This is a genomic window from Gordonia sp. DT219 (assembly GCF_049847065.1).
Classification (GTDB): Bacteria; Actinomycetota; Actinomycetes; order Mycobacteriales; family Mycobacteriaceae; genus Gordonia.
This window is the reverse complement of the sequence record NZ_JBNCNR010000033.1, coordinates 12,002-32,738: the sequence shown is the minus strand read 5'-3', so window position 1 is coordinate 32,738 and position 20,737 is coordinate 12,002. Positions and strand designations below refer to the sequence as shown.

16 protein-coding genes and 2 pseudogenes are annotated in these 20,737 nt (G+C 67.4%); 10 read left to right on the top strand and 8 right to left on the bottom strand.

Going from position 1 to position 20,737, the window contains the following annotated elements; translation table 11 throughout:
• From ACPXB3_RS21035 to ACPXB3_RS20995, 9 genes and pseudogenes are all read left to right on the top strand, one after another.
• A pseudogene (locus tag ACPXB3_RS21035) lies at nucleotides 1–265 on the top strand (hypothetical protein); the annotation flags it as partial.
• Between the two features lie 303 nt (nucleotides 266–568).
• Nucleotides 569–1,906: an aromatic ring-hydroxylating oxygenase subunit alpha gene (locus tag ACPXB3_RS21030; RefSeq protein ID WP_425729431.1), complete on the top strand. Its 1,338-nt coding sequence runs from the start codon at nucleotides 569–571 to the stop codon at nucleotides 1,904–1,906.
• Entirely contained in the window at nucleotides 1,903–2,958 is a 1,056-nt protein-coding gene (locus ACPXB3_RS21025; RefSeq protein WP_425729429.1) for an FAD-binding oxidoreductase, read from the top strand. Before ACPXB3_RS21030 ends, ACPXB3_RS21025 begins: the two co-directional genes overlap by 4 nt.
• An 11-nt stretch (nucleotides 2,959–2,969) precedes the next feature.
• A complete protein-coding gene (locus ACPXB3_RS21020) occupies nucleotides 2,970–4,184 on the top strand; it encodes a sarcosine oxidase subunit beta family protein (protein ID WP_425729427.1) in 1,215 nt (404 codons plus the stop codon).
• Nucleotides 4,185–4,229: 45 nt separating this feature from the next.
• On the top strand, nucleotides 4,230–4,496 hold the full coding sequence (locus tag ACPXB3_RS21015; protein ID WP_425729425.1) for a sarcosine oxidase subunit delta: 267 nt from the start codon (nucleotides 4,230–4,232) through the stop codon (nucleotides 4,494–4,496).
• Nucleotides 4,493–7,303: a 2Fe-2S iron-sulfur cluster-binding protein gene (locus ACPXB3_RS21010; RefSeq protein ID WP_425729424.1), complete on the top strand. Its 2,811-nt coding sequence runs from the start codon at nucleotides 4,493–4,495 to the stop codon at nucleotides 7,301–7,303. Before ACPXB3_RS21015 ends, ACPXB3_RS21010 begins: the two co-directional genes overlap by 4 nt.
• Nucleotides 7,296–7,838, top strand: a complete 543-nt coding sequence (locus tag ACPXB3_RS21005) for a sarcosine oxidase subunit gamma (protein WP_425729422.1) — start codon at nucleotides 7,296–7,298, stop codon at nucleotides 7,836–7,838. Before ACPXB3_RS21010 ends, ACPXB3_RS21005 begins: the two co-directional genes overlap by 8 nt.
• Nucleotides 7,835–10,288, top strand: a complete 2,454-nt coding sequence (locus ACPXB3_RS21000; protein ID WP_425729420.1) for a GcvT family protein — start codon at nucleotides 7,835–7,837, stop codon at nucleotides 10,286–10,288. The genes ACPXB3_RS21005 and ACPXB3_RS21000 overlap by 4 nt, the downstream gene beginning before the upstream one ends.
• 62 nt (nucleotides 10,289–10,350) lie before the next feature.
• Nucleotides 10,351–11,130 carry an IclR family transcriptional regulator gene (locus ACPXB3_RS20995; protein WP_425707052.1) on the top strand — a complete coding sequence of 260 codons (780 nt, stop codon included), beginning with the start codon at nucleotides 10,351–10,353 and terminating at the stop codon, nucleotides 11,128–11,130.
• Between the two features lie 5 nt (nucleotides 11,131–11,135).
• Here ACPXB3_RS20995 and ACPXB3_RS20990 read toward each other — a convergent pair whose 3' ends face one another.
• The 7 genes and pseudogenes from ACPXB3_RS20990 to ACPXB3_RS20960 form a co-directional block, all read right to left on the bottom strand.
• The gene (locus ACPXB3_RS20990) at nucleotides 11,136–12,854 is read right to left on the bottom strand and encodes a SulP family inorganic anion transporter (RefSeq protein WP_425707051.1); all 1,719 of its coding nucleotides are present in this window, start codon (nucleotides 12,852–12,854) and stop codon (nucleotides 11,136–11,138) included.
• Between the two features lie 38 nt (nucleotides 12,855–12,892).
• Nucleotides 12,893–14,182 carry an MFS transporter gene (locus tag ACPXB3_RS20985; RefSeq protein ID WP_425729435.1) on the bottom strand — a complete coding sequence of 430 codons (1,290 nt, stop codon included), beginning with the start codon at nucleotides 14,180–14,182 and terminating at the stop codon, nucleotides 12,893–12,895.
• 120 nt (nucleotides 14,183–14,302) lie between these two features.
• On the bottom strand, nucleotides 14,303–14,929 hold the full coding sequence (locus ACPXB3_RS20980) for an MBL fold metallo-hydrolase (protein ID WP_425729418.1): 627 nt from the start codon (nucleotides 14,927–14,929) through the stop codon (nucleotides 14,303–14,305).
• Nucleotides 14,929–16,020, bottom strand: coding sequence for an S-(hydroxymethyl)mycothiol dehydrogenase (locus ACPXB3_RS20975; protein WP_425729416.1), 1,092 nt, complete (start codon nucleotides 16,018–16,020; stop codon nucleotides 14,929–14,931). The genes ACPXB3_RS20980 and ACPXB3_RS20975 overlap by 1 nt, the downstream gene beginning before the upstream one ends.
• 192 nt (nucleotides 16,021–16,212) lie before the next feature.
• Entirely contained in the window at nucleotides 16,213–17,472 is a 1,260-nt protein-coding gene (locus ACPXB3_RS20970; protein ID WP_425729414.1) for a response regulator transcription factor, read from the bottom strand.
• A 33-nt stretch (nucleotides 17,473–17,505) separates the two neighbouring features.
• Nucleotides 17,506–18,710 (bottom strand): annotated as a pseudogene (locus ACPXB3_RS20965) (serine hydrolase domain-containing protein).
• Between the two features lie 126 nt (nucleotides 18,711–18,836).
• On the bottom strand, nucleotides 18,837–19,373 hold the full coding sequence (locus ACPXB3_RS20960; RefSeq protein WP_425729412.1) for a Rho termination factor N-terminal domain-containing protein: 537 nt from the start codon (nucleotides 19,371–19,373) through the stop codon (nucleotides 18,837–18,839).
• 166 nt (nucleotides 19,374–19,539) lie between these two features.
• Between ACPXB3_RS20960 and ACPXB3_RS20955 the strand changes: the two genes are divergently transcribed.
• On the top strand, nucleotides 19,540–19,809 hold the full coding sequence (locus tag ACPXB3_RS20955) for a Rho termination factor N-terminal domain-containing protein (RefSeq protein WP_425707022.1): 270 nt from the start codon (nucleotides 19,540–19,542) through the stop codon (nucleotides 19,807–19,809).
• Between the two features lie 4 nt (nucleotides 19,810–19,813).
• On the opposite strand, the gene ACPXB3_RS20950 is transcribed toward ACPXB3_RS20955, so the two are convergent.
• Nucleotides 19,814–20,626 (bottom strand): LuxR C-terminal-related transcriptional regulator, encoded by an 813-nt coding sequence (locus ACPXB3_RS20950; RefSeq protein ID WP_425729410.1) that lies wholly within the window; start codon nucleotides 20,624–20,626, stop codon nucleotides 19,814–19,816.
• Nucleotides 20,627–20,737: the final 111 nt, after the last annotated feature.

Below are 20,737 nucleotides of genomic sequence, written 5' to 3'. Positions count from 1 at the left end.
CCCACCCGACACGGGTAAACCGTTGCCGGACACCGACACCGGTACTTTCACCGATCCGATCGCCGCGGACCGGAGCTACCTGGTGGGCTTGGCACCTGGTGACAAGATCCTGCGCACCACCATCGGCACCCCGACCGGCAGCTACGACATCGTCGAGATCATCACCCACGACGACACGTACGAAGACGCCGACACCGTCGTGGCTACCGACCAGTCACCGATCGAAGCCCACCTGGCCCACCTACTCGCCACCCGCGAACACTGACCGGTCGCGAAAATCTGCAGCCTTTAGTCGCGGAAAACGCGACCAAAGGCTGCAGATTCCCGGCGTGGCGGCCGTGCTTCCTGACCTCCGAATCTTCAGATTTTCGCGGCGATCGTCGTCCGGTTGACAGCACATGCGCCAGCGCGCAGACTTGTTGCACATCATGCGTTCCGTTGCGTATATAGCAACTCGATAACAGTTCGATCCGTCTCAGCGTCGACGACGAATCCTCACACACCGTCTTCATATCCATGCCGTATCTCTATCCATGGACTCCTCTGCCCAGAGAGGTATTCGACGCCGATGAACGCTCATCTCGTCGCCGGCTCGGCCGATGCCGGAGCGGGTCCCGGTGCCGCGCACCTCGATCCCGAGTCGCATGCGCTCATCGCCGGCCGCGTCGTCGGCCGAAGTCTGCCTGCCCCGTTCTACGTCGAGCAGTCATGGTTCGAGCGGGATGTGGAGCAGATCTTCTCCACGCGTTGGCTTTTCGCTGCCGCCGAAGCGGAGATCCCCGACCCCGGCGACTATGTCACCATCAACTTCGGACGACGGTCGGTGATCATCACCCGCGACGACGGCAACGTGGTCCGCGCGCATCACAACGTCTGCCGCCATCGTGGCGCCCGCCTGATCACCGCGCAGCGCGGCTCCACCGGCACCATCGTCTGCGCCTACCACTCCTGGACCTACGATATGGACGGTCGATTGATGTTCGCCGACGCCCAGGCGCCCGGCTTCGACAAGAAGTGCTTCTCCTTGCGGCCGGTGGCCGTCCGCACCATCGCCGGTTTGGTCTTCATCTGCCTCGCCGACGACCCGCCCACCGACATCGACGAGGTCGCCGGCATCGTCGAACCGTATCTCGCGCCGCATCACCTCGCGACGGCCAAGGTCGCCAAGCAGACCGATCTCCTCGAGAACGGGAACTGGAAACTGGCCATGGAGAACAACCGCGAGTGCTACCACTGCGACGGACACCCCGAGCTGCTCAACGTGTTCTTCCCGACGTGGGGCTACTCCGACGCCGACGCCATCCCGGATCGGCTGCGTCCGGTGACCGACCGCTACCGTGCGGCCACCGCGGAGATGGTCGACGTCTGGCAACGCCTCGGGCTCCTCTACGTTCGGATCGCCCAACTCGATTCCCGCCCAACCGGGTTCCACATCGAACGTGAGGCGATGGACCTCGCCGGCGAATCCTTCACCCTCGACGGCACCGCCGCCTGTACCCGCCCACTGTCCGATGACCTTCCGGACCGACGGCTCGGCCGGCTGTCGATGCACCTGCAACCCAACATGTGGCTGCACATCACCAGCGACCACGCCGTCCTGTTCTCCGTCATCCCCGTCGCGCCGGACCAGACGCTGGTACGCACGACCTGGCTGGTCCACGCCGACGCCGTCGAGGGCGTCGACTACCGCCTCGACCGACTCACCGGCGTCTGGGAGATCACCAACAACCAGGACGCCGACCTCGTCGCGCTGGCCCATCGCGGCATCGCCGACCCCGCCTACCGGCCCGGCCCCTATGGGCCCTCCGAGTTCCAGGTGGAGGCATTCGTCAACTGGTACATCACCACGCTGCGCTCCAATCTCGGTATCGCGCCACCGGTTTCGAGCATGCCGGAGCCGGTATGAGAAGCGATGAGCACCTACTGGTCTGCGTGGACCGCGTCCCGGCCACCCACGACATGACGACCTTCACCTTCCGCACCGTGGAACCCCACACCTTCGTGTTCAACCCCGGCCAGTTCCTCACCATCGGGGTGACCATCGACGATCACACCGTCCAACGCTGCTACAGCATCTCCTCACCTCCTACCCGACCCGACACGCTGTCCATCTCGGTGAAACGCAAGGCGGGCGGCCACGTCTCGAACTGGTTGCACGACAACATGTCCCCCGGTATGACGATGACCGCCAGTGGCCCCCTCGGCCGCTTCAGCTATATCGGTACCGGCGCCGAGCGCTACCTGTTCATCTCGGCCGGGAGCGGCATCACCCCGATCATGTCGATGATCCGCGCCGCCACCGACGACGCCACCACCACCAGCACCGCGACCGATGTCACCGCTGCACGCCGCCCCGACATCGTCTTCATCCACAGTGCCCGCACGCTCGAGGACATCCCGTTCCGTGCCGAACTCGAGCAGCTCTCGGTCGCCCACCCCGGTCTCGACGTGGCGTTCGCACTCACCGCACTGACCGCCGACCACCCCGTCGCACCACCCGGCAGCAACAAACGTCTCGGCGCCGACACGCTGACGCGGCTCTGCCCGGACCTCGCCGACCGTGAGGTCTTCCTCTGCGGCCCAGGACCATTCCGCAGCCGGGTGCGATCAGCGCTCCTCGCCTGCGGCGCGAGCCTCACCCGCATACACGAGGAGAGCTTCGGCTTCGTGCTGCCCACGCCCGATGCCGACACCGACGGCATCACCGTCGACTTCACCCGCCGCGCCCGCCGCGTACACGTCACCGAGGGCACCACCATCCTGGCCGCCGCCGCAGCTGCCGGAGTGACACTGCCATCCACGTGCGGCATCGGGCTCTGCGGCTCCTGCAAGGTCACCAAGATCTCCGGCGACGTCGTGATGAACCATCAGGGCGGCATCCGCAGCCGCGAGATCGAGCAGGGCCAGATCCTGCTCTGCTGCTCCGAACCCATCAGCCCCGTCGTGATCGACTACTGAGGACGGCAACCATGACCACCGAGCCCCGGCACCCGGACTTCCTCTGGCACAACCCCGATCCCCGCCCCACCTACGACGTCGTCATCGTCGGCGGCGGCGGTCACGGGCTCGCCACCGCGCACTATCTTGCCAAGAACCATGGGATCACCAATGTGGCCGTGCTCGAACGTGGTTGGCTGGCCGGCGGGAACATGGCCCGCAACACCACCCTGATCCGGTCGAACTATCTCTCGGACGAGAGCGCCGGCATCTACGAACACTCCCTCAAACTCTGGGAAGGACTCGAAGACGAACTCGGCTATCCGATCCTGTTCAGTCAGCGCGGCGTCCTCAACCTCGCACACAGCGAGCAGGACGTCCGCGACTCGATCCGGCGCGTGGCGGCCAACCGGCTCAACGGCATCGACGCCGACTGGCTCGACCCGAAGCAGGTCGCCGAGATCTGCCCGATCGTCAACACCTCCACCGACATCCGCTACCCCGTCATGGGCGCCACGTTCCAGCCACGTGGCGGCATCGCCAAACATGATTGGGTCGCCTGGGGATTCGCCCGCAGCGCAAACGAATCGGGCATCGACATCATCCAGAACTGTGAGGTTTTGGGCTTCGAGACGACCGGCGGGACGATCACCGCCGTCAACACCTCCCGGGGCCGCATCGGCGCCGGCACCGTTGCCCTGTGCGCCGCCGGTCACACCTCCACGTTGACCGATCGGCTCGGCTTCGCCCTCCCCCTGCAATCACATCCGCTGCAGGCACTGGTCTCCGAGCTCCTCGAGCCGATCCATCCGACCGTGGTCATGTCCAACGCGGTACACGTCTACGTCTCCCAAGCCCACAAAGGCGAGTTGGTGATGGGCGCCGGGGTCGACTCGTACAACGGCTACGGTCAGCGCGGCGCGTTCCACATCATCGAACGCCAGATGGCCGCCGCCGTCGAGCTGTTCCCGATCTTCGCCCGCGCCCGGCTGCTGCGCACCTGGGGCGGCATCGTCGATGTCACCCCCGATGCGTCCCCCATCCTCGGCGCCACGCCGTACCGCAACCTGTTCGTCAACTGTGGTTGGGGCACCGGCGGATTCAAGGCCACGCCGGGCGTCGGCTGGTGTCTGGCCAACACCATCGCGACCGGCGTACCACACCCGATCAACGCACCGTTCACCATCGACCGATTCACCACCGGCGACCTCATCGACGAACACGGCGCCGCCGCCGTCGCGCACTGACCCCAGATACCCAGACCACCAGATACCCAGACCCGGGAGACACCGATGCAGATGATACCCTGCCCGCACTGCGGGCCACGCGAGGAGACGGAGTTCCACTACGGAGGCGCCGCGGGCACCGCCTACCCCGCACATCCGGACACCCTCGACGACGCCACGTGGGCGCGGTACCTGTTCTTCCGGCCCAACCCGAAAGGGCCACTGCCCGAACGATGGTGCCACCGCGCGGGCTGCCGCCGATGGTTCACCATCACCCGCGACACCGTCACGTACCGCTTTCTCTCCGGCCCGGAATCGGGTGAGCACCGATGACCCAGGTACACCACGCGTTTCGCACACGCACCGGCGGACGGATCGACCGCAACCGCCCGATCGACTTCGTCTTCGACGGCCGCACCTACCAGGGCTACGCCGGCGACACCCTTGCGTCGGCCCTGCTGGCCAACGGAATCCGCACCGTCACCGCCAGTACGATCCTCGGCCGCCCGCGCGGCATCACCGGATCGTGGTCCGAGGACGCGACCGCACAGGTCGGCATCGACGCGCCGTATATCGAACCGATGGTGCCGGCCACCATGATCGAGCTCTGCCCCGGTCTGATCGCCCACGGCGTGCCCGGCCGGGGCACGCTGTCCACCGACATCGACACCGCGCGTTATGATGCGCTGCACCATCATCCGGACCTCCTGGTCGTCGGGTCCGGTGCCGCCGGTCTGATGGCCGCGCTGATGGCCGCTCGTGCCGGCGTCGCCGTCCTGCTGGTCGACGAGCGACCCGAAGCCGGTGGTGCCGGCCCGTCGGCACCGTGGGTGCGCGACGCGGTCGCCGAACTCGACGGCCACCCGCACGTGACACATCTGTCACGCACCACCGCCTTCGGCGCCTACGACGACGGATTCGTCCTGGCCATCGAGCGACGCACCGATCACCTCGGGGCGGCGCCCGCGCACGTCTCGCGTCAACGCATCCACCGCATCCGGGCGCGGCACACGATCATTGCCACCGGCGCGCACGAGCGGCCGATCGTGTTCGCCGACAACGATCTTCCCGGTGTGATGCTCGCCGGCTCGGCCGGCGATCATCTCCGCCGCCACGGTGTGCTCGTCGGGCGCACCGCCGTCGTGTTCACCGCAGGCGACTCCGCCTACGGTGAGGCGTTCGCACTGGTCGGGGCCGGTATGCAGATTCGCGCCATCGTCGACGTACGGACGCACGTCTCCGATGACCTGCGTGCGGAGGCGACTCGCCTGGGCATCGAGATCCGCGCCGACGATACCGTCGTCGCCGCGTCCGGCGACGACGAGGTCAGCGGAGTCCGCATCGCCGACGGCAGTATCCTCGACTGCGACACGGTCCTGGTATCGGGCGGCTGGAATCCCGCTGCGCACTTGTGGAGTCAGCTGCGCGGCACCATCGACTTCGACGCCGACGCGGCCGCCTTCGTCCCGACCGGCACACTGCCGAATGTCGACATCGTCGGCGCCGCACGGGGTCTGTTCACCACCGGCGCCTGCCTCACCGACGGTCGGCGCGGCGGGCTGGCCGCCTTACGCTCGCTGGGTGTGAACCCGCCCGAGTATCGGGGCGTGCCCCGCACGACCGATCGCACACCCGCGCCCACCGCCGTCTACTGGCGGGTCCCCGAAGCGGCCGAGCAGGTGTCGTTCGTCGACCTGCAGCGAGATGCGACCGTGGCCGACGTGAGGCGTGCGGTCGGCGCCGGGATGGTCTCGGTCGAACACGTCAAGCGGTACACCACGATCGGCACCGCACACGATCAGGGCAAGACGTCCGGCATCGTGGCGTCGGGTATCGTCGCCGAACTCCTCGGCGTCGACGTCGCCGACACCGGCACCACCACCTTCCGGCCGCCGTACACCCCGGTCTCCTTCGCCGCCCTCGCCGGGCGCAACCGCGGCGAGCTCTACGATCCGGTGCGGCGAACCCCGTTGCACGAGTGGCACGCCGAGCGGGGTGCGATCTTCGAGGACGTGGGGCAGTGGAAGCGTCCCCGCTTCTACCCGCGGGGCGGGGAGGACATGGAGTCGGCCGTGCTCCGCGAATGTGGCGCCGTCCGTGCGGGAGTCGGCATCCTCGACGCCTCCACCCTCGGCGTCATCGACGTCGCCGGCCCCGACGCCGGAGAGTTTCTGGACCGCGTCTACACCAATGTGCTGAGCACCCTCGCGGTCGGCAAGGTGCGCTACGGCGTCCTGTGCGGTGTCGACGGGATGATCATCGACGACGGCACCGTGCTGCGTATCGCCGCCGACCGCTACACCGTGTACACCACCACGGGAAACGCAGCAACGGTCCTCGATTGGATGGAGGAGTGGCACCAGACCGAATGGCCGCATCTGCGCGTCTTCACCACCTCCCTCACCGATCACGTCGCCACCTTCCCGGTCGTCGGCCCGCGCTCGCGCGACGTGATCGGCGCGGTCTTCGCCGACCTCGACGTGTCCCGCGAGGCGTTCGGCTTCATGCAGTGGCGTGACACCACTTTCGACGGTGCGCCGGTACGGGTCGCGCGCATCAGCTTCTCCGGAGAACTCGCCTTCGAGGTCAACGTCGCCGCGCCATACGCCGACGCGTTGTGGCGCGCCCTCATCGATACCGGTGCGCCTCACGGCATCACTCCGTACGGCACCGAGGCGATGCACGTCCTGCGCGCGGAGAAGGGCTATCCCATCATCGGGCAGGACACCGACGGCACCGTCACCCCGCACGACCTCGGCATGAGCTGGGTGGTGTCCACGGCCAAGCCCGACTTCATCGGCAAACGCTCCTTTACCCGTGCAGCCCAGCAGAATCCGCAGCGCAAACAACTCGTCGGACTGCTGCCCACCGACGCCACCACCACCCTGCCCGAGGGCGCGCAGATCATCGCGCACCGCGCCGATCGGTGCCTGCCCCCACCACCGGTACCGATGCTCGGCCACGTCACCTCCAGCTATCGCAGCGCCGAACTCGGCCGGCCGTTCGCGCTGGCACTGGTCAAAGGTGGACGCGCCCTGATCGGCACCCACCTCGACGTCCCCGTCGGCGGCCAGCTCGTCGAAGTCGAGGTCACCACAACCGTTTTCGTCGATCCGGAAGGAGCCCGTCGTGATGGTTGAACGTCCCGCCATAGCGCTCACCGAATCCCCGGTCGCCCAGGTCGTCGTGCGTACCGTCGACCCCGAGACCATCAGCCGCCTGGAGCTTCCTGCCGCCTGCCACATCCGCCGCACCGGCGACGAGGTCGCAATGTGGCTGGGACCCGACGAATGGCTGCTGAGCCGCCCCGGCGTCACGGGACCCGACCGCCTCGGCGAGATCGTCGCGCGCGCAGGCGAGCCGGATGCCTCCTACTTCCTGGACGCCACCGGCCAACGCACCCGACTGCTGCTCACCGGTTGCCGCGCCGCAACCGTGCTGGCCCACGGCTGCGCCATCGACCTGACGCCCAAGGCATTCGGGCCCGACGAGACCGCACAAACACTGATCGCGCAGACCGGGGTGATCCTGCACCGCATCGACGACGGCTTTGCCCTGTTCGTTCGGACCTCGTTCGCCGGCCACCTCATCCGCTGGCTCGTCGACGCTGCCACGGAGTATTGCACCGGCCCAGCGGCCGCAGCCACCGACAACCCGGAAGGTCGTGTCCCATGACCACACCCAAAGTCGTGATCGTCGGCGCCGGCATCGTCGGCACCTCCCTGGCCGACGAACTCACCCTCCGCGGGTGGACCGACGTCACCGTCCTCGACCGCGGACCGCTCTTCGCCACCGGCGGATCCACCTCACATGCACCGGGTCTCGTGTTCGCCACCAACCCGTCGAAGACGATGACCGAACTCGCCTCCTACACCCTCGAGAAGTTCTCGAGCCTCTCGCATCCGGACGGTTGGTGCTTCAACCACGTGGGCGGCCTGGAGGTGGCGACCATCGAAACCCGTTGGGGCGACCTGCATCGTAAAGCCGGCTGGGCCGCATCACGTGGCGTTGAGTATGAGCTTCTCGGTCCCGCCCAGTGCGCCGCGCGGTATCCGTTGCTCGACGCCGACCGCATCCTCGGCGGACTGTTCACCCCGCGTGACGGCCTGGCGAAGGCATTACGCGCGGTGGAAGCCCAAGCGGCACGCGCAATGTCGCGGGGCGCGCGGTTCCTGGCCCATCAGGAGGTGATCGACGTCGTCGAGTCCAACGGCGCGGTGCGCGGGGTGCGCACCGCGACCGGTGTCGTCGACGCCGACATCGTGGTGTGCTGTACGGGCTTCTGGGGCAGGGAATTCGGCCGACGCGTCGGCTTGACGATCCCGCTGGTCCCGATGGCCCAGCAGTACGCGGTCACCACCCCGCTCGAATCCCGGGCGGGCGCCAATTCTGCACTCGCCGAGGCATCTCTGCCGATCCTGCGCCACCAGGATCACGACCTCTACTATCGCGAGCACGGTGACCGGATCGGCATCGGCTACTACGGGCACCGGCCGATGCCCACCGACCTCAGCGCCCTCGACCACAACACCACCACCTCCGACGCGGACATGCCGTCGAAGTTGATGTTCACCCCCGACGACTTCGCCGAGGCGTGGGAACAGACGATCCGGCTGATCCCCGAACTCGGCGCCGGCAAGGTGGACGACGGTTTCAACGGCATCTTCTCGTTCACCCCCGACGGACATTCGGTGGTCGGCGAACACCGTGACCTCAGCGGATTCTGGGTCGCCGAGGCGGTATGGGTCACCCATTCGGCGGGCATCGCCCGCACCGTCGCCGAGGCCATGGTCGACGGCACCCCATCGGTCGACACCCATGAATTCGATCTGTACCGCTTCGACGACGCCGCACTCGACGACGATTTCATCCGCACCACCAGTTCCCAGTCCTTCGTCGAGGTCTACGACGTCATCCATCCCCACGATCAGCGTGCGGCACCGCGCCGGATCCGCGTCAGCCCCTTCTACCCCAGGGAAGTGGCGCTCGGTGCCGAGTTCTGGGCACCCGGCGTCTGGGAACAGCCGGCCTGGTATGAGACCAACCAGACAGTGCTCGACGAGCTCGTCGCGGCCGGGATGGTGATCCCCCAACGGGATTCGTGGTCGGCGCGTCACTGGTCACCGATCTCGGTGGCCGAGGCGGCGCACACCCGCAGCCACGTCGCCCTGTACGACATGACTCCGCTGACCCGCCTCGACGTGACCGGACCGGGCGCCCTGGACCTGTTGCAGCGGCTGACCACCAACGATCTCGACAAGTCGGTCGGATCGGTCACCTACACCCTACTGCTCGACGAAATGGGTGGAATCCGTTCGGATCTCACCGTCACACGGCTGGCCGCCGATGCCTTCCGGGTCGGCGCGAACGGACCGCTCGACGTCGACCGGATCACCCGCCACCTGCCGCCCGACGGAGTGACCCTGCGCGACATCACCACCGCGACCTGCGGCGTCGGCCTGTGGGGCCCACTGGCCCGCGAGGTGCTCGCCCCGCTCACCCCGACGGATCTGAGCAACGACGGACTCAGATACTTCCGGTGCGCCCAGACCACCGTCGGATCGATCCCGGTGACACTGATGCGTGTCTCCTACGTCGGCGAATCGGGGTGGGAGATCTACACCGACGCCGAGCACGGCCTCGCACTGTGGGACCTGCTCACCGACGCCGGACGCCCGCACCGCATCATCGCGGCGGGCCGAATCGCGTTCAACGCGTTACGCATCGAGAAGGGCTACCGCTCGGCGGGCACCGACCTGACCACCGAATACACCCCGGACGCGGCCGGACTCGGCTTCGCTATCGCAATGACCAAGGGCGACTTCATCGGCAAGAGCGCCCTCACCAGTCGAGACGCTCCGAAACGCCTGCGCACCATCATGTTCGACGACCCCACTGCGGTGGTGCTGGGCAAGGAACCGGTGTCGGTGGGCGCCACCGTGGCCGGCTACGTCACCAGCGCCGCGTGGTCGCCGACGCTGGGCCGTTGCCTCGCCTACGCCTGGCTTCCCGCCGATCTCGACGAGGGCGCCGAGGTCACCGTGGCCTACCAACTCGCCACCTATCGGGCGGCCGTCGCCCCCGACGTCTCGGTCGACCCCTCGATGTCGCGCGTCCGCCGGTGACACCCGGCGGCACCGCGCACGTCCACCGGACCGTGACCGGCTCGGCTAGGGTTGGATCCGTCATGCCCAGCAACGAGAGCGCCCCGCAGACCGGTTCGGTGCAGTCCGTGGACCGGGCCCTGCAGATCCTCGAACTCATCGGCCGACTCGGTTCGGCCGGCGTCACCGAATTGGCCGGCGCACTCGGCGTCCACAAATCGACGGTGTCCCGGATCATCGGCTCGCTGGAGAACCGCGGCTTCGTCGAGCAGGAACCCGCCGGACGCAAGTACCGCATCGGATATGCCATCGTCCGGTTGGCCGGCTCGACGAGCGCGACACTCGACCTGGCCAAGCATGGGCAGGAGATCTGCGAGAAGCTTGCCGCCGACCTCGGTGAGACCACCAATCTGGCCGTCCGCAGTGGCGATCAGGCCGTCAATCTCGTCGAGGCGCAGGGGACGTCGAGTGTGGCGTTGCAGACCTGGGTCGGGCAGACCTCGCCGGCACACGCCACCTCCTCGGGCAAGGTATTGCTGAGTGCGTTGCCGGACAACGAGGTCCGAGCCCTGTTCGCCGGCGGCCCACCCCGCTACACCGACCACACGATCACCGGGATCGACGCCCTGCTGGCCGATCTCGCCGCGGTCCGCGAACGCGGCTGGGCCCTCGCCGACGAAGAACTCGAGGTCGGGCTGGTGGCGATCGCGGCGCCGATCCGCGATCACACCGGAACGGTGATCTCGGCACTGAGTGTGTCCGGTCCGCGCTACCGGTTCGACCCCGAACGCGCCGACGAGATCGCCGACGCGGTGCGTGGTGCGGCCGCAGAACTCAACGCCCGCTTCGGCTTCACCGGCTGAATCCGTCACTGCTCCGTTGGCGTCTGTTGCCGACCACCGGGGTCGATCCGCCGGTAGGCGCGCAGGGCGTCGGACACCGACGCGAAGATGTGATCGGGACTCAGCTCGCCCAGGATGTGTTCGGTTCCCAGCGTTCGCTGCAATTCCGGGTCGACCCCGACCAGCACGAAATGCGCACCACGCGAGTGGATGTAGCCGATGAGATCGGTCAGGACGGTTGACGCCGAGTAGTCGACGTCACTCATCGCCGAGGCGTCGAGCACGAGCCAGCGCACCGGATCGGGTGCGCGGTTCACCAGCGCCATGACGTCGTCGGCGAACCGGCCGGCGTTGGCGTAGAACAGGTCTGCGTCATACCGGAACACGATCAGGCCCGGCAACGACTGACTGCCCGGAGTGGCCGGCTCGTAGCGCGGATGCCCGTGCAGACCGACACCGAGGACGAAGCGCTCGGGCCGGTACTGTCGACGGACGAGTTCCAGCAGCGACACCACCATCGATGCGACGACTCCCACCTGCACCCCGAATGCCACGACGACGACCACCGTGAGGACGGCGATCCCGAACTCGATCGGCCGGATCCGCCAGATCCGGACGAAGCCGCGCACGTCGATGAGCCGCAGGGCGACGAGGAACACGATCGCGGCGAGTACGGCGTGCGGCAGATCGGCGAGCAACCCGTCGGCGAAGACGACCACCAGCAACGTGATCGCGGCCATCGTCAGATTCGCGACCTGGGTCCGCCCGCGTTGATCGTCGAGGAGCTGCGTCTTGGTGGGGCTGCCGTTGACGACGAAGGTGCCGGAGAACCCGGCCACCAGATTGGCCGCCGACAAGCCGACGACGTCACGATCGACGTCGGCGTTCTGGCCATGGCGCTGGGCGAAGCTGCGTGCGGTTGCGGCACTTTGGGCCAAGATCACCAATGCGCAGCCGCCGGCCACCGTCGCCGCCTTCACGACGTCACCGAATCCCATCGCCGTCGGCCACCCAAAGTCCGGCAGCCCACCGTGCACGGCGCCGACCACCGCGATCTGATCGCCCCAGCCGAAGACCGCCACCGCCGCGATGGAGCCGATCACCACCACCACGGCGACCGGAAACCGCGGCGCCAGACGCCCGCCGAGCACCAGCGCCAATATGGCGGCGGCGGCGAATCCAGCGGTGGCCCAGTTGATGTGGTCGAGATTCGACACGATCGCCCACCACCGTGTCGCGATCGACCCGTCGGTGCCCGGCAGACCGAGCAGCGCCGGGACCTGACCGGTCATGACGGTGATGCCGGTGCCTGCCAGGAATCCGATCAGCACGGCGGTGGACAGGAAGTCGCCGAGGAAGCCGAGCCGGAACACGCGGGCCAGGGCGAGGAGGCCGCCGGTGACGATGGCGATGAGACATGCCCACCGAAGCCACGATTGTGAGCCGGGCACCAGTCCGGCGACGCCGAGTCCGGCGATACCCGATGCCAGCAGGGCCGCCGTCGCGGAGTCCGCGCCGACCACCATCAGCCGCGACGAACCGAGCACCGCGAACACCGCAGCCGGCAGAATGATCGTGTACAGCCCGGCGACCACCGGAACATGCGCAATCGAGCTGTAGCCCATGGATTCCGGGATCGCCACCGCCGCCAGGGTGCATCCGGCGACGAGGTCGGTCCGCAACCACGAACGCCGATAGCCGGCCAGAGCCGGCGGCACCAGACGAGTCAGCACGGACCGCTTCATCACGTCAGGCTAGCGGCCCGGCGCGCGTCGGGCCCGGCTCACAGCTCGGACAGGTCCACCGATCGGGTCTCCGACACCGACCACAACGCGATCAGGGTGAGCAACCCGGCGACCGCGAGGTACACCCCCACCCAGAACACGCCGTAATCGGCGACCACCCAGGTCGCGATGAACGGTGCGACCGCCGCACCGAGGATGGAGGCGACATTGTAGGAGATGCCCGATCCGGTGTAGCGCACATTCGTCGGGAACAGTTCGGGCAGAATCGCACTCATCGGCCCGAAGGTCAGGCCCATCAGCGCCATGCCCAGGATGAGGAACACCAGCATCATGCCGTCGGTCACCGACGACGGGTTCAGCAGCCAGCCGAAGCAGAAACCGAAGACGATGATGGCCGCGGTGATGATCAGCAGCACCGGCCGGCGGCCGTACCGGTCGGCGAGCAGCCCGGAGATCGGTACGCAGCCGGCGAAGAAGAGCACCGAGATGAGCTGGAGGCCGAGGAAGTCGACGTAACTTATGGACAGTTTCACCCCCGACGCGTCGGTCACCTTGCCGGTGCCGTACGACGTCGTCCAGGTGGTGACGATGTAGAACAGCGTGTAGGTGGCCAGCATGATGAACGTGCCGGCGATCAGTGGCCGCCAACTGGTCTTGAGCACCTCGGCGAGCGGCGCGCGAACCTTCTTGCCCTCTTCGACGGCGCGGGCGAATACCGGTGTCTCGGTGAGCTTCAGCCGCACGTAGAGCCCGATGACGACCATCACCGAGCTGGCCAGGAACGGGATGCGCCAGCCCCACGTGAGGAAGGCATGGTTGGAGGTCGCGGTCTTGGCGTCGAAGTCCAGACCCACCATCAGCAGCAAGAAGGTGGCGTTGGCGACGAAGAAACCGATCGGCGCCCCGAGTTGCGGCCACATCGCCGCCCACGCCCGCTTGCCCTTCGCCGCGGTCTCGGTCGCGAGCAGCGCCGCCCCCGACCATTCGCCGCCGAGCCCGAGTCCCTGGCAGAACCGCAGCAGCGCAAGCAATGCCGGTGCGCCGTAGCCGATCGACCCGTACGTCGGCAGCAGGCCGATCGCGAAGGTCGCGATCCCCATCGTCAGCAGCGAGGCCACCAGTGTCGCCTTGCGGCCGATCCGATCGCCGAAGTGGCCGAACAGGACCGACCCGATCGGACGTGCCACGAACGCCAGCCCGAACGTCGCGAACGACGACAGCAGCGCGGCGGTGTCGTTGCCCTTCGGGAAGAACAGCGTCGGGAACACCAGCACCGCGGCCGTCGCGTAGATGTAGAAATCGAAGAACTCGATGCTCGTACCGACCATCGACGCGATGATGATTCGGCCGCGCGGCACCGATGGGCTCGCGGGATCGGCGGCGGGGAGGGTGGACTCACTCACCGCGCAGACGTTACGCCCCCGGCCGATCCCCGCAGCTACGCCGGGTCAGCTACCCGGCCGGATCCATTCCTCCAGGTGCGGCGCCTCGTCGGCGACGGTGGTGCCGCCGCCGTGGCCGGTGTAGACCTTGGTCGCCGGGTCGAGGGTGAAGATCTTGTCGCGGATGGACTCGATGATCGTCGGGAAACTCGAGAACGAGCGTCCCGTCGCACCCGGGCCGCCCTGGAACAGGGTGTCGCCGCTGAACAGCACTCCCGCCTCAGGCACGTGGATGACCGACGACCCGGGTGAATGTCCCGGCGTGTTGAGCACCGTCAGTGCCGTGCCGGCCACCTCGATCTGCTGGCCGTCGGCGAGATCCTGGTGTGCGACACCGGGATGCGTGTCGTTCCAGAGCATGTCGTCGCCGGGATGCAGCAGGATCGGCGCGCCGGTCTGTGCCGATAGTTCCGGCGCGACGGTGATGTGGTCATTGTGCCCGTGCGTCAACAGGATTGCGCGTACGGTCCGATCGCCCACGGTGTCGAGGATCGGCGCCGCCGAATGTGCGGCGTCGATGATGACGACCTCGTCGTCGTCGCCGACGATCCAGATGTTGTTGTCGACGTCCCACGTTCCGCCGTCGAGGCTGAAGGTGCCCGAGGTGACGACCTTGTCGATCTTCAGCGCCATCAGAATTCCACCACCGAGCGCAGCACCTTGCCGGCCTCCATCGCGGAGAACGCCGACTCGACGTCGCCGAGTCCGACGCGTTCGGTGACGAACTTGTCCAGCGGCAGCCGTCCCTGCTCGTAGAGGTCGATGAGCATCGGGAAGTCCCGCTCGGGCAGAGCGTCGCCGTACCAGGACGACTTCAATGCCCCACCGCGAGAGAAGAAGTCGACCAATGGCAGCTCGAGTGTCATCTCGGGGGTCGGCACGCCGACGAGCACCACGGTGCCGGCGAGATCGCGGGCGTAGAACGCCTGCTTGTAGGTTTCGGGGCGGCCGACCGCGTCGATGATGACGTCGACGCCGTTGCCGTCGGTGAGATCCTGCACGGCGGTCACCACGTCGTCGGTCTCGGCGCCGTTGATGGTGTGGGTGGCGCCGAGTTCGGTGGCCCACTTCAGTTTTGCCGGATCGCGGTCGATGGCGACGATCGTGGTCGCACCGGCGAGGCGGGCACCGGCAATGGCGGCGTCACCGACACCGCCGCAGCCGATCACGGCCACCGAATCGCCGCGTCCGACGTTGCCGGTGTTCATCGCCGCACCCAGACCGGCCATCACACCGCAGCCGAGCAGCCCGGCGACGGCCGGGTCGGTCTCGGGATTGACCTTGGTGCACTGCAATTCGTGGATGAGCGTCTTCTCGACGAACGCACCGATGCCCAGCGCCGCGGTGAGTTCGGTGCCGTCGGTGAGTGCCATCGGCGTCGACGCGTTGAAGGTGTCGAAGCAGTACCACGGCCGGCCCCGCTTACACGCACGGCATTCCCCGCAGACCGCGCGCCAGTTGAGGACGACGAAGTCGCCGACCTCGACGTGGCTGACCTCCGACCCGACGGTCTCGACGATCCCGGCGGCCTCGTGGCCGAGCAGGAAGGGGTATTCGTCATTGATGCCGCCCTGTTTGTAGGCGAGATCGGTGTGGCAGACGCCGCACGCCTGGATCTTCACGATCACGTCCCGCGGGCCCGGGTCCGGGATCACCACGTCGACGATTTCCGTCGCCGCGCCCTTGCTCCGCGAGATGACTCCCTTGACCGTCTGCTCCGACATATCTGTTTCTCTGTCCTTTCCGTGTCGTCCCGGTGGGGTCCGACTCTCGGTGCGCACAACCCCGGACTGCGTATGCACAGTCCGGTACACCTCTCAGTCTCGCGGCGCCGGCACACACATGCAGCCACTCGAATGGATGGTTCTACCTAGACGAAAGTACTGCGCTCGATCGGCCGGTGCGACCGTGCTCGCTCACCTCGCCTGCTCACCGGCAACGATCCCCGCCCGCGCCCCGAGCAGCCCGGCCTCCCCGCGGTTGGTGACCTGCAACTTCTGCAGGATCGAGGTGACATGGAACTTGATGGTGCTCTCACTGACCCCGAGTTCGGCGGCGATCACCTTGTTGCGCCGCCCCAACGCCAGGTGGCCGAGCACCTCGACCTCCCGCGGATTCAGTGACGACAGCAGGTCTTCGCCGGGCCGCGCATCGGGGGCCTGCAGCGGGATGTGCGCCGAGACCCGGCTGCCCCATCCGCCGATGGTCTCGACCTCGAGCCGACCGTCGAGCGCCTGCAGACGACCGGCCAGCTGACGGCGCAGCGAATCTCCGTCGAGTTCCCCGCTGCCCTGATCACGGACGTCGACGACGAGGTCGTCGTCCACACAGTCCCAGGCGACACGGACACGGTGCGAGTGCTGCTGCGAGGCCACGGCGACCGCGACCGCCCGCACGACCGCGCGCGCCGCATGCGCGATCTCACCGGGCAGCGAACGGCCGTCGGCAACGGGCCGGACGTAGTCGACGTCGGCGCCGAGGTGACGCAGCACCGGTTCGAGCTCGGCCTGCAGCCGGCCGAAAGCGGTGGTCACCGCCTCGGTGGCCAGTGTGCGATCGGTGTCGCCGACGGTCCGCAGCGCGATGAGTGCCGACGACGCGGTCTCCGCGGCGGTCGAGCGGGCGGTCCGATCGTCGAGGTCCCGTGAACGCAGGGTCCCGAGGATCGAGCCGAGCGTGTCCTCATGGGTCTCGGTCAGTTGCCGGATGGTGCGGGCGCGCTCACTCGACGCTGCCCGCGACTCGGCCAGATAGTCGGGGCTCGCCTGCGCGACCTGCTGGCGGATGGACACCGCGACGATGGCGAACCAGGCCCGCAGCATCTCGGGCGCCGCCGTGGGCGCCCGTCCGGGAACCAGCACGAGCAGGGTGTCGGTCTCGTCGCGGGCCGCCCGGATCCGGCGCTCAGCGCCCGCGAGAACTGCACTGCGCTGCACCACCTCACCGACCTGGGTGGCGTCCTTGACGGCATCGAGTTCGGCGACGGTGACGCGGTCGACGATGTCGGCATCACCGGCGACCTTGCGCGGGCGGCCCGTGCACTCGCGGGTGAAGATGACCAGCGCATCGTGCGGGGCCTGCGCCATCAGGAACCGCGAGAATCGCACCGCGATCTCCGGCAGCGGGCCGTCGACGACCGCACGCAGTTGCAGCCAGGCGTCGGGATCGTTCGTCACGAGCCCATTGTTCCCCAACCTCGGGTCGCCGCCCTACCCCTTCAGCGCGTCATAGAATGCCGTCTCGAACTCCAGATACCTCGTGAACGACGTCGGATCGCCGAACGGCAGGATCTGGGTGGCCCAATATCCGCCGTATCCGTTCTGCCGGTCGATCCAATAGAACAGGTTGGCCAGCCCTGCCCATCCCAGCGCACCGGCGGGCCGCCCGGTCGGGGCCTGCTCGTTGTTGATCATGAACGGCAGCGACCATGACTTCGACTGTCCCGGAAAGAATTCCGCATCGTTGGACAGAGTCGGGATGACACCGGGGAGCATGGTGACCGGCAGGTCACCGAGGTGATTGCGCACGGCCATCTCGACCGTCTCCGCCTCGAGAACCCGACCGCCTTCTCCGGCACCGTCATTGAGCCACATCCGGATGAACTTCAGGTAGTCGCCGACGGTTCCGTACAGTCCGTGTCCACCGAAGTCGACGTCCGGCGGCGACGGCAACTCCAGCCCCATCGGGGTCAACGAACCGTCGGCGTTGCGGGCGTGGATCTCGGCCAGCCGGGTGCGGAAGTCGTCGCGCAGGATGAAACTCATGTTCTCGATGCCCAGCGGCCCGAAGATGCGTTCGGCGAACACCTCGCCGAGTCGTTTGCCGCGCAATCCCTCCACGACCTGCCCGACCCAGTCGACGTTGGTTCCGTACTGCCATCGCTGCCCCGGATCGAAGAGCAGCGGGGTCGTCAGCGCCGCCCGTGTCGCCGTGATGACGCTGGGCTGACCCTTCTCCTCGGCGAGCCGATTGTAGGTCTCGTCGAAGAAGTCATAGCCGAAACCACCGGTGTGCGTGAGGAGTGACGAGTGGTCGGCACCGACCTCGGGGCGCGCAGAATCGGTTCGCCATCATCGTCGAAACCCTCGATGACCTGCAACGTACCGATCTCGGGGGCGTAGTCGCTCGCCGGCGCATCGAGATCGAGAACGCCCTCCTCGACGAGTTGCAACGCGGTCGTCGCAGTGATCGCCTTGGTGGTCGAGAAGATCGCGAAGACATCGTCGGTGGTGATCGGCGCCGACCCGTCGATTCGCCGGAGGCCCGCCGCACCCGAGTAGACGGTTTCCTCTCGGCTGGTCACCATCGCCACGACGCCGGGCACCCGCGCCTCATCGGCGCACGCTCCCTGCAGAATCCGGTCGGCCGCATCCTGGAATGTCGAGACATCGAGAAAGGAGTATGTGCCCGTCATCTGAAACATACTTCCAGAGATGTGCGGTGGATCACACTGGCCATCAGGACAGTGCGCACGCGGGAGATCGACCGGCGTCGCGACTTCAGCGCGTACTACTTCAGGGCCGCACTACTTCAGCCCGTACTACTTCAGGGCATCGCGCAACTGGGCCTTCGTCATCGACGAGTAGCCCTTGATCCCCTCCGCCTTTGCCGCTGCACGGAGGTCGGCGACCTTCGATCCGCCTTTCGCCTTCGCTCCGCCCTTCGCGGGCGCGGACTTCTTCTTCCCCGGCGACTTCGGACCCGACGCCTTCTTTGTGCCCGACGCCTTCTTTGTCGATGCGCTCTTTGTCCCCGAGGCCTTTGTCGACGTCTTCTTCGCGGGAGCGTTCTTGGTCTGGGTCTTCTTCGCCTCGGTCTTCTTCCCCGAAGGCTTTTTGTCGCGGGCCTTCTTGTCGGGGGTCTTCTTCTCCCCGGGAGTTTTGCCCGACCCGCCGGGCTTCTTCCCGTCGAGCTTGGCCCCGCCGACACCGACGGCCGCGAGCACGTCGTCTTGGGCGCGGCCGACCCGCTCGCGGGCGGCCTTCTCCAGTTGGGAGACCTGTTTGGTGAGTCGTCCGATCTGGGCGTCGAGGCGCCTGATCGCTTTCTTTTTTCCGCCGCCGTCCTTCTTGCCCACGCCGCTGTCCTCCTGTGCCGTAGTCAGTTGACATCTTTCTGCAACCGGCATACCCCGTCGGAGTGATGGTTACACCTCCGTTCGGATTTTCGACCGGCCGGTCGCGCGACGACCTGTCGGCCCGGTGCGCTCGGCGTAACGTTGTCGGCACCGAAAGGAGACAGCCATGCCGAACAAGGATCCTGGCCCATCGGTCAAGGACGACGAACTCTATGAAAAGCTGCGTGACGAGGGCAATTCCAAGCAGAAGTCCGCGCGGATCGCGAATGCCGCTGCGAACAAGGGGCGTTCGTCGGTCGGCTCCAAAGGCGGCCATTCCGGCTCGTACGAGGACTGGACCGTCGACGAGTTGCGCTCTCGTGCAAAGGAACTCGACGTCTCGGGCTATTCGTCGATGAAGAAGGACGACCTCATCGAGGCGCTGCGCAACAGCTGAGCTCTCACGGCAGCACCCCCGAACGTCGTGCGATCGTCACTGCCTCCAATCGGCTTGTGGCACCGAGCTTTCGCATCGCGCACTTCAGGTAGCCCTTCGCGGTCTGTAGCCCGATGCCGAGCGATGCCGCGATGCGCGCATTGGGATAGCCGAGTGCGGCGAGCGCCAGCACATCCTGTTCGCGGCGTGTCAGCGCGACGGGTGCGCGATCCGGGCGGGGATCGGCGTCGAGAAGTCCGTCGGTGATCTTGCCGATCGCGGCGGCGACCTCGGCGTCGTCGACCGAGTCCGCGAGTCCCCGCAGCCGGGCGTACGCCTCGGTCAGTCGGATACGCAGGGCCTCGGCCCCGGGCTGCACGGCCACGGCCTCGACGGAGGCCCGCGTGGCGACGATCTGCTGCTCCAGGGTGCGCGCCTCTCCGGCCAGGGCGTCGAGGGCGCGGTCGCCGAGCCGATCGTCGCTGTGTAGTGCCCCGTAGATCACCGCGACCGGGACCCCGTCGACGATGACCGGTGCCGCCGCCATCGCGCGCAGACCCTCGGTCGCGATGACGGCGTTGTAGCGGTGCGTGATCTGCGGGGTCGCGAGGTAGTCGTCGACGACCATCGGCCGGTTCATGGCCACCACCTTGCCGCCGAGACCGTGCCCGACGTCGACGGCCACACCGTCGAGTGCACCGACGGTGTGGCCGACGAACTGCGTCAACCGCAGTCCGCGGCCGTATTGGACCACTCCCCCGAAAGCCAGCGTGACCCCACTGGACTTGCGTAGACGACGCAACGCGTCGGTGACCGGCGCGGCGAGCGACTCGGGCATCGGAGGTCACCTCCTCGTGTTGTTCCGACCCCTCTTCGGGGGGTGGCACATGCCGTCGGCGGGGTCCGACAATGGCGTGCGAATGTGATCCAGCTTACTCACGAGGCCCAG

Bases quoted from the DNA above. Each gene is read 5' to 3' on its own strand.
- ACPXB3_RS21030 (WP_425729431.1), top strand. From the start codon at position 569: ATGAACGCTCATCTCGTCGCCGGCTCGGCCGATGCCGGAGCGGGTCCC.
- ACPXB3_RS20990 (WP_425707051.1), bottom strand. From the start codon at position 12,854: ATGAAGCGGTCCGTGCTGACTCGTCTGGTGCCGCCGGCTCTGGCCGGC.
- ACPXB3_RS21010 (WP_425729424.1), top strand. From the start codon at position 4,493: ATGACCCAGGTACACCACGCGTTTCGCACACGCACCGGCGGACGGATC.
- ACPXB3_RS21015 (WP_425729425.1), top strand. From the start codon at position 4,230: ATGCAGATGATACCCTGCCCGCACTGCGGGCCACGCGAGGAGACGGAG.
- ACPXB3_RS20995 (WP_425707052.1), top strand. From the start codon at position 10,351: ATGCCCAGCAACGAGAGCGCCCCGCAGACCGGTTCGGTGCAGTCCGTG.
- ACPXB3_RS21025 (WP_425729429.1), top strand. From the start codon at position 1,903: ATGAGAAGCGATGAGCACCTACTGGTCTGCGTGGACCGCGTCCCGGCC.
- ACPXB3_RS20950 (WP_425729410.1), bottom strand. From the start codon at position 20,626: ATGCCCGAGTCGCTCGCCGCGCCGGTCACCGACGCGTTGCGTCGTCTA.
- ACPXB3_RS21000 (WP_425729420.1), top strand. From the start codon at position 7,835: ATGACCACACCCAAAGTCGTGATCGTCGGCGCCGGCATCGTCGGCACC.
- ACPXB3_RS20980 (WP_425729418.1), bottom strand. From the start codon at position 14,929: ATGGCGCTGAAGATCGACAAGGTCGTCACCTCGGGCACCTTCAGCCTC.
- ACPXB3_RS20975 (WP_425729416.1), bottom strand. From the start codon at position 16,020: ATGTCGGAGCAGACGGTCAAGGGAGTCATCTCGCGGAGCAAGGGCGCG.
- ACPXB3_RS21005 (WP_425729422.1), top strand. From the start codon at position 7,296: ATGGTTGAACGTCCCGCCATAGCGCTCACCGAATCCCCGGTCGCCCAG.
- ACPXB3_RS20985 (WP_425729435.1), bottom strand. From the start codon at position 14,182: ATGGTCGGTACGAGCATCGAGTTCTTCGATTTCTACATCTACGCGACG.
- ACPXB3_RS21020 (WP_425729427.1), top strand. From the start codon at position 2,970: ATGACCACCGAGCCCCGGCACCCGGACTTCCTCTGGCACAACCCCGAT.
- ACPXB3_RS20955 (WP_425707022.1), top strand. From the start codon at position 19,540: ATGCCGAACAAGGATCCTGGCCCATCGGTCAAGGACGACGAACTCTAT.